The 15,425-nt window shown below is 42.7% G+C and carries 11 protein-coding genes and 2 pseudogenes; 3 read left to right on the plus strand and 10 right to left on the minus strand.

Translation table 11 applies throughout. The features are described 5' to 3' along the window. Positions 1–24 precede the first annotated feature (24 nt). The gene (locus R7Q39_RS07705) at positions 25–2,319 is read right to left on the minus strand and encodes a hypothetical protein (RefSeq protein WP_069515577.1); all 2,295 of its coding nucleotides are present in this window, start codon (positions 2,317–2,319) and stop codon (positions 25–27) included. A gap of 562 nt (positions 2,320–2,881) precedes the next feature. Between R7Q39_RS07705 and R7Q39_RS07710 the strand changes: the two are divergent. After that, positions 2,882–3,126: pseudogene (locus R7Q39_RS07710) on the plus strand (hypothetical protein). A 37-nt stretch (positions 3,127–3,163) separates the two neighbouring features. On the opposite strand, the gene R7Q39_RS07715 reads toward R7Q39_RS07710, so the two are convergent. The 8 genes and pseudogenes from R7Q39_RS07715 to metK form a co-directional block, all read right to left on the minus strand. Next, complete coding sequence (locus tag R7Q39_RS07715; protein WP_024702925.1) at positions 3,164–3,385, minus strand: hypothetical protein; 222 nt, start codon at positions 3,383–3,385, stop codon at positions 3,164–3,166. Between the two features lie 5 nt (positions 3,386–3,390). Beyond that, positions 3,391–3,525, minus strand: coding sequence for a hypothetical protein (locus R7Q39_RS07720; RefSeq protein WP_318075982.1), 135 nt, complete (start codon positions 3,523–3,525; stop codon positions 3,391–3,393). Between the two features lie 11 nt (positions 3,526–3,536). After that, a complete protein-coding gene (locus R7Q39_RS07725; protein WP_043045634.1) occupies positions 3,537–4,112 on the minus strand; it encodes a DUF6338 family protein in 576 nt (191 codons plus the stop codon). A gap of 476 nt (positions 4,113–4,588) precedes the next feature. Further along, positions 4,589–6,109 carry an SIR2 family protein gene (locus R7Q39_RS07730; RefSeq protein WP_083140612.1) on the minus strand — a complete coding sequence of 507 codons (1,521 nt, stop codon included), beginning with the start codon at positions 6,107–6,109 and terminating at the stop codon, positions 4,589–4,591. Positions 6,110–6,584: 475 nt separating this feature from the next. After that, positions 6,585–6,827 (minus strand): annotated as a pseudogene (locus R7Q39_RS07735) (deoxyribonuclease I); the annotation flags it as partial. A gap of 149 nt (positions 6,828–6,976) precedes the next feature. After that, positions 6,977–7,474, minus strand: coding sequence for a SprT family zinc-dependent metalloprotease (locus R7Q39_RS07740; RefSeq protein ID WP_005384539.1), 498 nt, complete (start codon positions 7,472–7,474; stop codon positions 6,977–6,979). 68 nt (positions 7,475–7,542) lie between these two features. After that, positions 7,543–8,340 (minus strand): DUF2189 domain-containing protein, encoded by a 798-nt coding sequence (locus R7Q39_RS07745; protein WP_085570065.1) that lies wholly within the window; start codon positions 8,338–8,340, stop codon positions 7,543–7,545. A 402-nt stretch (positions 8,341–8,742) separates the two neighbouring features. Continuing rightward, positions 8,743–9,897 carry a methionine adenosyltransferase gene (gene metK, locus R7Q39_RS07750; RefSeq protein WP_005384541.1) on the minus strand — a complete coding sequence of 385 codons (1,155 nt, stop codon included), beginning with the start codon at positions 9,895–9,897 and terminating at the stop codon, positions 8,743–8,745. Positions 9,898–10,212: 315 nt separating this feature from the next. Here metK and tkt point away from each other — a divergent pair, with 315 nt between their 5' ends. After that, positions 10,213–12,207 (plus strand): transketolase, encoded by a 1,995-nt coding sequence (gene tkt / locus R7Q39_RS07755; protein WP_262662922.1) that lies wholly within the window; start codon positions 10,213–10,215, stop codon positions 12,205–12,207. 91 nt (positions 12,208–12,298) lie between these two features. On the opposite strand, the gene R7Q39_RS07760 is transcribed toward tkt, so the two are convergent. After that, positions 12,299–13,192 carry a LysR family transcriptional regulator gene (locus R7Q39_RS07760; RefSeq protein ID WP_318075984.1) on the minus strand — a complete coding sequence of 298 codons (894 nt, stop codon included), beginning with the start codon at positions 13,190–13,192 and terminating at the stop codon, positions 12,299–12,301. A gap of 140 nt (positions 13,193–13,332) precedes the next feature. On the opposite strand from R7Q39_RS07760, the gene R7Q39_RS07765 reads away from it, so the two are divergent. Next, a complete protein-coding gene (locus R7Q39_RS07765; RefSeq protein ID WP_005380999.1) occupies positions 13,333–15,291 on the plus strand; it encodes a ligand-gated channel protein in 1,959 nt (652 codons plus the stop codon). Positions 15,292–15,425: the final 134 nt, after the last annotated feature.

Genomic DNA, 15,425 nt, shown 5'->3' on the forward strand with positions numbered 1-15,425 from the left:
GAATGCAGACCCCTCTTGTAATGATTAAGCCGTCTTAGATTCAAACTTTCCAGTTAGTAAGTCACGAATCTCAACTAGAGCTTCAACAGAATGCTTTAATTCATCAATGTCATATTCTGTAGCTGCATCTTCCTTCAGCTTATTGATGTACTCTTCGGTTTGTTCTACCAGTTCATCTAGACCAGCCTGAATTGCAGTCTCAGTATTGTTCCAGAACTTAGCAATGCAATCTTCAATTTGGTCCCAAACGTTTTCCTTTTTGATTGCTTCAGCAACCTTTTTAGCGAGGCTTTTCTGCCATGAACTACCCATTAAACGATAAACCATATATCCAATCGCAGCTGCAATGGCAATACCGATAGTGATCGGGCCACCAAGAGCCGCCACGAACGATGTAACTGAGGTTACGCTACTGGCAAGTCCTAACGAAACAAGTACACCCGCAGCTTTACCAACTAGGATGTAAGCCCCTAAGTTGCTTGCAATCGTAGATACATATAGTGCCATTGCACCTAGACTTCCTAGTCCGGCCATACCACCAACAAATGCTGCGCGGGAGTTAAATTCAGAAACATCGATATCAAGCCCCCCAATTTCTGAGTCAATAGAAGCCTTTGTCATTTTAGGAGCTGCTTCTTGCCATCGCACCAGAAGGGCGTCCACCTCATTTGAGACAACTTTACCGCTAGATTTTAGGTTACTCTCAAGTTTAGAGGTGATCAGTTGGCTGAAATAATTGCCAATTTCTGTTTGAGCTTCTTTCTTGTCATCATAAGTTTCGGTAATAAGCGTTTCCAAACCTTCCGCAGATGAATTGTACTGATAGAAGGTCTTCATATCAGAAAGATCTTTTTTCTTACGGTCAGCACAAGATGCAATAAGTTCCTCGAAATCGGCCTTTATTTTAGAAGCCTGCTTACGAAATCGCGCATCCTGTTCATTGACCTCATTTACACGGTCAACACTTGATTGCTCTTTGTCTTTCAATGATTCAATAGCAACCGCTAGAACCTTATCTGCTTGAGAGTAAACATTCTTGATATTTTGCTCTACGATAGCAGCATGATTCTCATTCAGGTAATCTGCCATTTCATCGACTTGACGGATAAGCGATGTACGATATAGCTCATTCTCTCGCCAGAACGGTTGTGTACGAGCAGTCAGTTCCTGAGGTTCTGGTGCTTCATCGATATAACCATCTTCTATCCAATGATTGAAAATTAGCTTATCTAGCTGCTTCTTCACGCGTTTAAACGTCACTTTACCAACCATAGAAACATCATCAGCATTTAGATCGCTATGACAGTGCGACTGGACGAATAATAGATGCTTCAGAGGATTATTTTTATCGACTGGTGGGCGCTGACGGATGATATTTGCTGCAAAGCCCAAATCACTTTCCTTAAAGAAACCAGCGTGCATAGACAAGAATACAACTCCATCAGCTAGCTCTACACCACCAAGCGCTTTTTCTGTGTCGCTGTCGTCTTCACTGTTTAGATCCCCTGGAGTATCCATCAACCACACTTTTTTGAGGATAGGCGCATCCATGAACACGATTGCTATGTACGCATCGTTCTCAAATGATTCATCATAATTGTGTACGCCTAAACGGTCTAGAATATCGGTACCGCCTTGTTCTATCAGGTACTTATTGACCAGTTCTTGAGAGTGAATCATGTATGGCTTAAAACCTTTACGGAAGATTGCCACTTGGCCATTGATTATGGATGGTTGATCATCCGTGTGCATCAACAGGTTTACCACGCAGGTAGCAGGAGTGAACTTTTCTTTTAGTACCTTCCCATCCGTTAACGTGTTGAACATTGTGGTTTTGCCTGAGTCATAGTGTCCAAAACCACCAATGATAGGCTTTCCATTTAGAGATTTTAGAAGCTCTTCGAACTTTTCAAACTTGTCTCCAAGTTCAATCGAATCAATGTAGCTTCTCTCTTTAGCGATTTTAGCAATAGCGGATTTTGTATCGGTAATCTTATCTAAGGCCTGTGCTACTTTTGTTGCAACTTCAGTTGTAGTGATAATAGACATGGAAATATCTTCCTTTTTGTAAGTTATTTGGTTTAGGAATTCATAGAAGCGACTTGGTTCCATACCTATTGCGTTCAGGTAACCAGCCATTTTTATCGCATCTGCTTTCAGTGGTTGCTTTTCAATTCGGGAAACGGCCCTTTGATCAAGAGTTCTTCCCATACCATAGATATCAGAACGTGCTGCAACATCTTCCTGAGAAAGACCTGCTTCAGTTCTAGAACCAATGAGGAATTCTATAAGCTGTTTGTTGATGTTTTCGTTGCTCATACTCTGTACCTGCTAATCAGCAAAGCGTTATTGCTTGCAGATTTTAAGACGTTTTTGTCTAGAACGAAGTTAATATAGAGCTCCAAATAAAAACTGTCAATAACTTAGACTACTTTGTCTATGTAAAATGCATATTATCAGTAAGGCATTAAAATTTAGTGACTTATAACTCTGTTCACCTTTTCTTATCTGATAAAAACTCATTAATTGGGTAGGTAGTCCTTGTCATAGAGCAATCTGAATAGCCACTAGTATCGTAGCCACTTTTAGCATTACCCAAAATAGGCCAATTTATGACAAAAGAAATGAGTCCTGATTCTTGTGCTAGAAAGGTTTTGGGGCATTTCTGTGTTACACATCCCGTCAGCACACCTTTGGACATAAATGCGTTACTACAAATCAAACATTAGCAATTCATGAATAACTTTTTATAAGGCAAGCATTGCCAGTCAATAAGTCTTCATACCGTGCGCACTTTATCTGCTTATGTTGAGTGCGATTGCATATACTAGTTCTATAAAATGTCTCTCTTTTGAGGGACTATTCAATGAAGTATCATTAAATGACTAAAAACTATATTTTTCGTGAATTTGAATGTGGTTTATCCGTCGAACAAGCTGCTGAACTTTGTTTGAAAACTGAGAGAATGGTCAAAGAATGGGATAAGGAGAAAATCACTCCACCGGAGTGGAAACGGCTCAATAGATTTTTACAGGAATAGCTTTGTTAGAAATTGGAGCATTAACTTACTTAGGGGCAGCAGGCCAAGTGTTAAAATATGCAAGAGCACTAAGGAAAATGATGTAAAAAAGGCTCCGCTAGAAGCCTTTTGTGTATATAACATTTAACTATTAGCTAGTATCGCAACTGTCATTTGCCAGTTTTCACCGACATCGTCTCTAGTTGTTTCTTGACCAACGTGTACTAATTTGTATTTGTGCTCATTAACTAAGTGGTCGATACTTTTAGCAAACTCATCTGAATCACAGAAAAAAGAACAATCGGGTTCTGGACAAGATTCACTGATGCAAGAACTCAACTTAAATGTTTTATGTTGCTTTGTCATATAAACTACCTTTTACTTGGAGGTGTACTAGTTGGGCCATCGCCGGAACTTTTAGTTGGCTGATAGCCACCTTTGACTCTGTCATCACCACCGTTGCTTCGTTCTCGTTGAGGTGATCTACTAGATGGTTGTTTACTCATATTGTTCTCCTTTATTCAAATAGCTCTACGTGGCTAATTTCGTCCGATACAATCAAAACACCTTGTGTTTTTTCATGACAATGATCGAAGCGATCATTTTCGTTTAGTTCCCATGAGCGCTCCAAATAAATTTGCTCTTTGTATGGTGCACAAGAAACAAAAGAATTACAGCCAAACCACCCCCCCAATTTCGTACCGTCTTTAAGAGTTACAATGACCCAGTACGATTTCCTTTGCGAGAAAACAAAATCCCAAGCCCTGTTCGCTGGATGCGGCATTCTGCTTTGAAAGAACTCTGTATTTCTCAATTGTCCCCATATTAGTACCCACAAAATTGGGGCAATAAAAAGGATAAAAATGTACAAAACCATATAGGTCACAGAGGGCCAGTTAGATATTTCCGCAAAGTAAATTAATGGAGATAATAAAGCATAATTGATACAGCTATATGTAATCGTATCAATTAACTTTTTAGAGGAGTCTTGATATTCAACTGGATAGAAAAGCTCATAAACCTTTATAGATACAAAACCAGGAATAACAAAGGCTATAAATAACAGTAGCTTATCGGACTCCCAAATATTCAAGTGACACCTCTTACTAAGCAATTCGTTGATATAAAATCAGTATACATTCTCTTTTCCTTTCAAACATTATGAAAAGATAGATTTCTATTAACTATTCAACTTTTATTGACGATATAAATATGCTATTCGATTCAACCATAAGAAAGGCTAGTACGAAGTAGGAACTTACCCCGTAATACAACATGGAGATTCACAACGAACAGTACTAGAAGAATGGATAAGTTTCAGCAGGGGAAAACTCATTGACAGGATGGGAATGAGTAAAAGGCCTAAGCAACTTTGGGCAAAACCTTGTCAGAGAAAAAGGCAAAAGACGCCCAAAAGTATTGAAAAGTTTCTAGCTTTAATGTTAGACGACACTTGAACTAGTTTTGAACAGATAAAACGAAGATAACGTTGCAGTTCGAAGCAAGTGATGGCTGACGCTGCCAAAAGATCTCTATTGCTTATTGTGACTAAAGAAGATAGCACTTGTGTTAGTTTTCATGTATTACTACGTTTTTAATTATTTCTGGGATATCATCATAATTTTCATACCAAATAATCGTTACACCTAGCTCCTTCATCAATTCTTCGTTGAGAATATGGTGATGTTCTAAAAACCTCTTAGCAGACTCCACATTATCTATAACTTTTGACTTTTTTCCGGAGATAGTTTCGTAACAAAATTCAATTGAAGAAAGTCTTTTCATGAAGGCGAAGTGTTTACTTCGCTCTGTATTTTTTGATGAAATATCTAGTAAACGTCTTAGGTTAGGGTCTGTCATCGATAGCCCTATCATCAGACAGTTGCTTTCTCTGAAGGAGTTTAGTTGGACAAGGTTTGACCAGTGATATGAGTCAGAATAAATCTGATGATAACCCTCCTCTGAGAAGACTAGAGTTGAATTATCTAAGTAGTCGCACGACTTTCGAGCTTCTGGTAAGAATCCGTGAACATGATAAACAGGAAGCTCATCTGGTTCGTAACTCTCATCATCAGTGTATATACACCTATGTAAGATCGAGTTATTACTTAGTTGCCTCTCAAGTAAATCGTCAAAGTTATAAGTGACAACAGACTTTACTTTGGCCCCAGCTCTCCTAGGAAGGCACATTGATGCAATTGATTTTATAAGCTCAGAGTCGATAGCAAAATCGGTATTTCGTAACGCATAGAGATTTTTGGTAACAGCACCGATAAAGTCCTTTGCTCCACCGTCACTCTTGGACAATCCTTTTCTGAGGTATCTCGCAGCCATTAATGCTGAAGGTTCATTTATACTGTTTAGCCTAGTGATTAAATCGTTAATATCCTCATCACCCACGGCACCGTCGCCATCAAACTTTTGCGTTAAATAAGTTACGAACAAAGAATTTAAAAGTGTACTCCAATCTGGCATCCCTGCACTACTTGAAACTCCGGCACCAAGAAATAGAGAAAGCTGGCCTTTTTTGTAGCAAGATTTTAAGTGCTTAATTATTTCCTCTCGCGCTTGCTTCCAGTCGCTTAGAGGTTTAGACATTGCCGATGAAAGTCTTAAAGTGAAGAGGTTGCTAGCAATTTGGTTTACTACTTTTCTATGCTTTGAGGCAACCCGGTTCAATTCGGATGGTCCCCATATTACGACTTTAAAGGGAAGTTGGGTCCTTTCTATTTCGGTATTGAATCTGTTTATGAATCTTTCGGGAATTGGTTTGGCTGAAATGATGAGAACATATTCAAATCTGTTCTCATGGTACTCATTTCTAAACTTAATAATCGATTTGTCAATAAATTGGCCAATCGGTAGTCCAGATAAATTGAACTTGATTTCAATTAGGGTTGCCCCTTCGAACTGGTCAAAACCCTCTGGAGCAAACGCGTCTCCAAATTGTGTCAATTCTGTTGATATGAGAAATCGCTTATCTTGACTTTCGATGTGGTACTTTAAGAGGTGGTTTACAAAAGTCTCGAACGAGTAATAGCTTTTAGGTCCACCTTCATCTATTCCAGCAACTATGTTATCGATTATCATTATTTACTCAGCTCCTTCAGAAAACTCGCAACTTATTTAGATCGCGACGCTGGGCGTTTCAACACGGCCAACGCAAAGCATAATCACAAGCATGTTATCGTATAGCGCACCAGCTTCATCACACCGAGCGACAGCGTACATAAATCAAAATAGAGATGTCTCTGCATACCGTAATATTTTCAAGTTAGCACTTTAATAATATCAATGTCAGAGGTATATGCTTCAAATTCGACTTAACAGTGTTCTCACTATTTCTACATGGTTTATGGGCGGTAGCTATGTCGTAAATATTTCTAGTTGGATGAAATATTTATTATAAGGAAGTTATTCGTTTTGGGGCTAGGTTTGAAGTTGAGAATAGGAAAGGTAAATTCTCAACTATTCCTCTCAGATATTAAAGTCAGGTAAGAGTGTTGATAAATTGTTCTTGTATATGGGAGCTCTCATAAATCTCAAAGTTATAAATCTAAAGGTACACATGCTCCCATTCGATTCGTGCAGCCCGTTTTTCTTGTTTACGGACTTGGTAACCGCAAGAGGCTAAATCGGGTAAGCCTTTCTTGCCTTGCCATTGAATGTTACAGCCACAGTAGAAGCTTGTTGGGTGGTCTTGATAAATTTTGACCGCCTCACGTTTGGCTGCAGAGAATGAGCTCGGTGGAGCGGCAATCGCAGTGCTAGAAAGCGAGATAAGCAACAGAGAGAATAAGTATTTCATGATAAAAGTCTTTATAAAGTATGACTTTATTCATGATAACACGCATAAAATAGCTTTAGTGATGAGTAAGTTAACAATAAGTGGCGAAGGGAAGGTTTTGATCAACCGATCTTTATTTTGGGAACGCAAGTAACACTATGAGGTAAGGGCTACGATAATTGAATGCCGGTGAAGTTAAGTGGTTGGCGGCATTTTTGACAAGAGTACGTCGCCTCTTCGCGCAGCACTTTATTATGACGGCGAATCGATAGAGGGTAGGTCATACAACCACAACGATACTCAAAGGTTTTACCTTGAACGGATTTTACTTCAAAGCTGTGAGTGGTTTTGGCTGGTACGTTAAATACGGCTTCCATGACGCCTTTCCATTCTTTACCGTGAGGCCTAACTCGCCCGTAAACCTGATAAGTAATCAGGTGTGCTACTTCATGAGGAATGACTTCATCTAAGAATGCTTGGGTGTTTTCGCGAAATAAAACAGGGTTTAGGCGTACTTGATTTAATTGAAGGTAGGCTTTTCCTGCCGCTTTCCCACGAACGTCGAAGGTGATTGTTGGAATCGGGAAAGAACGTTTGAAAGCTTGTTCCGCCATCGCGATACAGTCCGCCATCACTTGCTTGGCTTTATAGCTGAGTTCTATATCCACAATTCACCTCGATAAATCAAATAAAAAAGCCCCCGCATTTGCGAGGGCCAGATCATAGCATCAGTTAATTATGGTGTGTGTTTTTTCTTGATGGTGGCATGGTAAGCGTGCCATGTACCGTAGCCTAGAATTGGCATGGTAAACAACATTCCGATCCCGTAGGTCGCAAAGCCGATAAGAATACCGCCACAGATGATCGCTGCCCAAACAATCATTGCTGGAATGTTGGATTTCACTGCATTAAAGCTGGTAAATACAGCGGTCATCATGTCTACGCGACGCTCCATCATGAGCGGAATAGAAAAGGCTGAAATGCTAAACACCAAACAAGCCAAAACAAAGCCAACTAAAGAGCCGATGACAAGGAAGGGTAGGAACTCACTTAAAGGTGCCCCTTGAACAGAAGGGTAGAGTGCATGAAGTAGAGCGGCAATGCGCATCCAAAATATCATACACACTGCGAGTAACACGGCGAACGCCCATTGAGATGTTGAGTTACGACCGATCGCTTTCATTGAATGGAACAAGCTTGCTTTGTGTCCGCGCTCTCTCTCCCAACTGGCATCATACAAACCCAGCGCGAGAAACGGACCAATTAACATGTAAACAATCAAACTGGGCATGACGACTAAGTGTGTGCCTTGCCACTGTACGAGCAAAACAATGCCTATCGCAGCTGCCATAAAACAGATGCCATAGAAAGCACTAATAAGCGGCATTCGCACGAAATCATGCAGACCTAATGCGAGCCAATGAAAAGGTGCAGAAAGATTGACCGTATTGCACGGTATGGTTCTGGCGTATTCGTTGTCTGGCACTTCCTTTCGCTTGTTGTGGAAGTCCGATGGATTAACAGTTCGAGGCATAACTCCTCCTTGATTTATTCCCACATTATCCGCTTATACCAACTGACAGCGGTTTTTGTTCAGTCAAACTTGAAGCGACTTTTTCAAGTTTACATCTGAGCATTGGCTTAGTTTGGTATCGGCCATAAAGATGCTTAACTCATGTCTTTACTTAAGTGTTGCTTCCACAGTCGCCAGCCTCCGACGTCTCTATTTAAATTGGAATTAACAATATTTTAACTATTGGCGGAGATGGGATAATTTACAAATAATTGCTTAAAATTTATTCGGTATAAAAATGAGGGAGAAACAGGACTGCTTTGTGGGGCAGGGCGGTATGAGCCGAAATGACTATATAAAAGTTGCTGAAAATAAAAAGCCCCCACCATAAGCGAGGGCTTGATTGATTCTTGCTTAGCTTGATTATTTGATGCCAGCGAAATCGCGTAGAAGTGCAGCTTTGTCTGTCGCTTCCCACGGGAATTCTTCACGACCGAAGTGACCGTAAGCCGCTGTCTTCTTGTAGATAGGTTGAAGAAGGTTAAGCATTTCTTGTAGACCGTATGGACGTAGGTCGAAGAATTGACGAACCGCTTCAATGATGATGTCGTGAGGTACTTTCTCAGTACCGAACGTTTCCACCATGATAGACGTTGGATCAGCAACACCGATTGCGTAAGAAAGTTGGATCTCACAACGGTCAGCCATGCCTGCCGCTACGATGTTTTTCGCTACGTAGCGTGCTGCGTATGCTGCACTACGGTCAACTTTTGATGGATCTTTACCAGAAAACGCACCGCCACCGTGACGAGCTGCGCCGCCGTAGGTATCTACGATGATCTTACGACCAGTTAGGCCACAGTCACCCATAGGACCACCGATTACGAAGCGACCGGTTGGGTTAATGAAGAAGTTTGTTTCTTTGTTGATCCACTCAGAAGGTAGCACTGGCTTAATGATCTCTTCCATTACCGCTTCACGCAGGTCTGAAGTTGAGATTGAGTCACAGTGTTGAGTTGAAAGAACAACCGCGTCGATACCAACGATGTTACCTTGATCGTATTGGAATGTTACCTGAGATTTTGCATCAGGACGCAACCAAGGTAGTGTGCCGTTTTTACGAACTTCTGCTTGCTTTTGAACAAGACGGTGAGAGTAAGTAATTGGCGCTGGCATTAGTACTTCAGTTTCGTTACAAGCGTAACCAAACATGATGCCTTGGTCGCCTGCACCTTGTTCTTTAGGGTCAGCTTTATCAACACCTTGGTTGATATCTGGCGACTGTTTACCGATTGTGTTTAGTACCGCACAAGAATCTGCGTCAAAGCCCATATCTGAATGTACGTAGCCGATTTCACGAACGGTTTCACGAGTTAACTCTTCGATGTCTACCCATGCTGAAGTCGTGATTTCACCACCCACCATTACCATACCGGTTTTAACGTAAGTCTCACATGCAACACGAGCCTTTGGATCTTGCTCTAGAATCGCGTCAAGAACCGCATCAGAAATCTGGTCTGCAATTTTATCTGGATGACCTTCTGATACTGACTCAGAAGTAAACAGGTGCTTAGCCATGTTAGCTCCACTATATCTGGTTTAAAACTGGGGAATGATAAACTCTCCAGCGCAAATTAATACTAATTTTTGTAGGTGTATCTACATCTAGACGTCTATTCTAAATTTGATTGCTCGAATTACAAGCTCTTTTTTGGTTTTTGTTATAACCAAACGTTTGCCTGATTTATTGATAATTTTAAGAACTTCGAACGATTTGGCGCGAAAGGTGCAATATTTGTGAGGTTTTGGACTGGAAAACGTTTGCACACCCAACAGGGCTTTGAGAGAATTATGACCTACTTTTCGTTTCGCTTAATGTACTCAGGAGCAGACATGTCGTCTCGTAAACATCTTGCCAATGCAATTCGTGCTCTAAGCATGGATGGTGTTCAACAAGCTAACTCAGGCCACCCAGGCGCACCAATGGGTATGGCTGATATCGCTGAAGTTCTTTGGCGCTCTCACCTAAACCATAACCCTTCAAACCCAGAGTGGGCCGACCGCGATCGCTTTGTGCTGTCAAACGGTCATGGGTCAATGCTTATTTACTCTCTACTGCACTTAAGCGGTTACGCGCTATCTATTGACGATCTGAAAAACTTCCGTCAATTGCACTCAAAAACCCCAGGTCACCCAGAGTACGGCTACGCGCCTGGTATCGAGACAACAACTGGTCCTCTAGGTCAAGGCATCACTAACGCTGTTGGTATGGCGATCGCAGAGAAAGCACTAGCGGCACAGTTCAACAAAGAAGGTCACGATATCGTTGACCACTTTACGTATGTGTTCATGGGTGACGGCTGTCTAATGGAAGGCATCTCGCATGAAGCATGCTCTCTTGCTGGGACGTTAGGTCTAGGCAAACTGATCGCGTTCTGGGATGACAACGGCATTTCTATCGACGGTCACGTTGAAGGCTGGTTCTCTGACGATACACCTAAGCGTTTTGAAGCGTACGGCTGGCATGTAATCCCAGCAGTCGATGGTCACGACTCAGACGCGATCAACGCAGCAATTGAAGCAGCAAAAGCGGACCCACGTCCTACGCTTATCTGTACCAAAACAATTATCGGTTTCGGTTCTCCTAACAAGTCTGGTTCGCACGACTGTCACGGTGCACCACTAGGTCACGATGAAATCCAAGCGGCTCGCGAATACCTAGGTTGGGAGTACGGCCCATTTGAGATCCCGGCAGATGTTTACGCTGAGTGGGATGCAAAAGAAGCGGGCGCCGCGAAAGAAGCAGCTTGGAATGAAAAATTCGAAGCATACGCTGCAGCTTACCCTGCAGAAGCGGCAGAGCTTAAACGTCGTCTAAACGGCGAACTTCCTGCACAGTGGGAAGAAAAAGCGAACCAAATCATTGCCGATCTTCAAGCAAATCCAGCGAACATTGCATCACGTAAAGCGTCGCAAAATGCACTAGAAGCGTTTGGTCAAATGCTTCCTGAGTTTATGGGTGGTTCTGCTGACCTAGCGCCTTCTAACCTGACCATGTGGTCTGGTTCTAAGTCTCTAGAAATGGAGGACTTCTCTGGCAACTACATCCACTACGGTGTGCGTGAATTCGGTATGACCGCTATCATCAACGGTATCGCATTGCACGGTGGTTTCGTTCCTTACGGCGCAACATTCCTAATGTTCATGGAATACGCTCGTAACGCAATGCGTATGGCTGCGCTGATGAAAATTCAGAACATCCAAGTTTACACGCATGATTCGATCGGTCTTGGCGAAGATGGCCCAACTCACCAACCTGTTGAGCAAATGGCGTCTCTACGTGTAACTCCAAACATGAGCACATGGCGCCCATGTGACCAAGTTGAGTCTGCAGTTGCATGGAAACTAGCGATTGAACGTAAAGATGCACCAACTGCACTTATCTTCTCTCGTCAAAACCTAGCGCAACAAGAGCGTACTGCTGAACAAGTCGCAGACATCGCGAAAGGTGCTTACATCCTGAAAGATAGCGAAGGTAAGCCTGAGCTAATCCTTATCGCAACAGGTTCTGAGGTTGAGCTTGCAGTGAAAGCCGCTGAGCAACTAACTTCAGAAGGCAAGAAAGTACGCGTTGTTTCAATGCCATCAACAGATGCATTCGATAAACAAGACGCTGCTTACCGTGAATCTGTACTGCCATCAGACGTAACGGCACGTATCGCTATTGAAGCGGGCATTGCTGATTTCTGGTACAAGTACGTTGGCTTCGACGGTCGCATCATCGGTATGACAACATTCGGTGAATCTGCACCTGCTGGTCAGCTATTCGAGATGTTTGGCTTCACGACTGAAAACGTAGTGAACACAGCAAAAGAATTGCTAGCGTAATTGTAGGACCGTCTAAACAGTCAAACGTAAACGACGATTGTTAAACGCTAAAGTTAGAAAGGCCATCATTATGATGGCCTTTTTATTTTTGTCAGGTTTTCCAACCTTGTGGAATGCTTTGGTGAATGCAGTCTAAAAGTACGGATAAGCGCAGTGGTGGTCGTCCTGCTGGTGTATAGCAGTTAATGGAAATAGGCTCAGAAAGCCAACCTTCTAAGCAAGGTGTGATTCGCCCTGGGTGATGTTTCTCATAGCCGCATGCTGTCCAAGTCGGCAGCAGTCCAATACCATGACCATTCGCGATACTGTCTATTTGCATTGCTATGTTGTCGCTGTATAAGCGACTAACAAAGGGTTCTAAAAAGAACTCACCGTGTTGAGGGTGTGCTAGCATCACTCCATTTTCTTGCACTGAACCAAAATCGATCCATGGATGTGCTTCAAGTTCTTTGGGGTGCGGTATAGGCCCATGTTGTTTTAGATAATTTGGAGAGGCAAAAGGCGTATAGCGAAATACCCCCAGCACTTCTTTTCGCCAGTCTAGCTCTTTACGTTCACCGAGCCAGATGAACAAATCTGGGTCATGATGCGCCTCAGAAAAGTCACTGGTAAGTTGAACTCTAACATCGGGATTATCAGCAAGAAAACGATTGAGTACGCCGCCGAGCCAGCTTCTAACTAAGGCAGTATGACAAACAATATGCAGTGGCCCTGAAACTTGGTTCGTTAAACCTTGCAGTGCATCATAACTCTCTTCGCTTAACTCAAGAATCTGGCGGCTGTAGTGGGCAAAGATTTCTCCAGCTCTTGTCAGAACTAATCGATTACCTTGTCTGGCGGTTAGAGCCTGACCGAAGTCTTCTTCTAATTGTGCCAAGCGACGACTTAGCGTTGATTTTGGCTGATTAAGGGCTTTAGCAGCGGCTGTCAAACTTTTATGCTGATTGAGCGCATCAAAGGCTCTAATTGATGCTAAGTCGTGCATATTTCTTTTACTCCTTACTGCGTTATGTACGAGTTCCATAAATGGAAAGAACTGTTCCATAACTCTCACTATGCATCTCATTCTATTTGTGAATAATTTACTTTCGAAAATAATAATCATTATCAATTATGGAGATGTAGATGTCTACTCTTAGACTGCCAGTTATTACCGCAACTGGTATTTTAGCCTTCGTCAGTGTCCCTCATGTTTTTGCCAATGATGCAGTTTCTAAAATGGAAACAGTGGTTGTAACTGCATCAAGCTACGAGCAATCTCAAGCGGACGCGCCTGCAAGTATTAGTGTTATTTCACGTGAGGAGTTGGACTCCCGTTATTACCGCGATGTGACTGATGCACTAAAAAGTGTGCCAGGTGTTGTCGTGACAGGTGGTGGTGATACTACCGACATTAGTATCCGTGGTATGGGTTCTAAATACACTTTGATACTGGTCGATGGTAAACGTCAAAGCACGCGTGAAACTCGTCCAAATAGCGACGGCCCCGGTATCGAACAAGGTTGGTTACCTCCTCTTCAAGCGATTGAGCGAATCGAAGTTATTCGCGGCCCAATGTCGACGCTTTACGGTTCTGATGCGATTGGTGGTGTGATTAACGTCATCACACGAAAAGATGCGCTAGAGTGGACGGGTAATGTTCAACTGGGCACGGTACTACAAGAGAATAGCCGCTCAGGTGGAGAGCAGAGCGCGAATTTTTTCGTTAATGGTCCGTTGGCTGAAAATTTATCTCTCCAAGTATATGGTCAGTACACAACCAGAGAAGAAGATGACATCGAATACGGTTATGAAGATAAAGATATGCAGAGTATCTCTTCAAAACTGACTTACCAGATTAATGAGCGCCACTCGGTACAATTAGAAGGTGGCACGTCGGCACAAAGTCGTCGTGGCAATGTGGGCCTTTCAGTGCCGACCACTGGGTGTCGTGGAGGGTGTGAAGATTCACTGAATGAATATCGTCGTAATTACGTAACGGTAAGCCACAACGGTGATTGGGATTCGATTGGCATTTCAGATACTTACTTACAGCGAGAAGAGAGCGAGAACAAATCTCGTGAGATGACGATCACCAACACCACGTTCAAATCGAGCTTGGTGACTGGTATTGGAAACCATACGTTGACGACGGGTGTGGACGCTACTCATGCAGAGCTTGAGGATTTCACCTCCAACAAAGCGTCATCGAAGACTGAAACATCGAATACGCAGTGGGCTGTTTTCATTGAAGATGAATGGAGAATTGCTGATCCGTTTAGCGTTACGCTTGGCGGCCGTCTAGATCATGACGAAAACTATGGCGCGCATTTTAGTCCGCGTGTTTACGGTGTATGGCGAGTTGATCCGTCTTGGACGGTGAAAGGCGGTGTGGCAACAGGTTTCCGTTCTCCACAATTACGTGAAATTACTCCTGGCTGGGCGCAAGTCAGTGGTGGCGGTAATATCTACGGTAACCCAGATCTTGACCCTGAAACGTCGCTAAACAAAGAAATCAGCGTCTTGTATCAAGGTGATTCTGGCTTAGATGTCTCTTTGACAGCGTTCCATAACGAATTCAAAGACAAGATCACACGTGTTGTTTGTCCAGACACTATCTGTACTGATGGTCCAAACCAATGGGGCGCAGATCCAACGTACCGTATTAACGTGGATGAAGCCGTCACACAAGGTATTGAAGCGACCTTAGCATCGCCGTTAACGGAAACCATTTACCTTAGCTCGAGCTACACATTTACCGACTCAGAGCAAAAAACAGGTGAATACAAAGGCATGCCGCTGCAGCAGTTACCAAAGCATCTGTTTAATGTGGATGTGACTTGGCAAACGACAACAGATCTAGAGAGCTGGGCGAAAGTCACGTACCGAGGTAAAGAAATGGATCCGGTTACTGGCCCATCAAGAAACAGTATTGTAGAACCAGCTTATACCTTTGTGGACGCCGGTGTGACATACCAGTTAACCGACAATACTCGTATTAAAGGCGCTATCTATAACTTGCTAGACGAGGAAATCAGTTACGAAGAATACGGATATATTGAAGATGGTCGTCGCTACTGGTTAGGTTTAGACGTCGCATTTTAATTATCTATCGTTGTAATAAGGTCGAGCATAGTCTCGACCTTTTTTAATCCTGCTTTACTGTGATTCAACAGGTGCGTTTGTCAGCCTGATCAGGTAGTATCTGTGACACGAAATTTTTGGTAGGGCGAAGGATA

Source organism: Vibrio sp. 947, assembly GCF_033339115.1.
Classification (GTDB): domain Bacteria; phylum Pseudomonadota; class Gammaproteobacteria; order Enterobacterales; family Vibrionaceae; genus Vibrio; species Vibrio alginolyticus.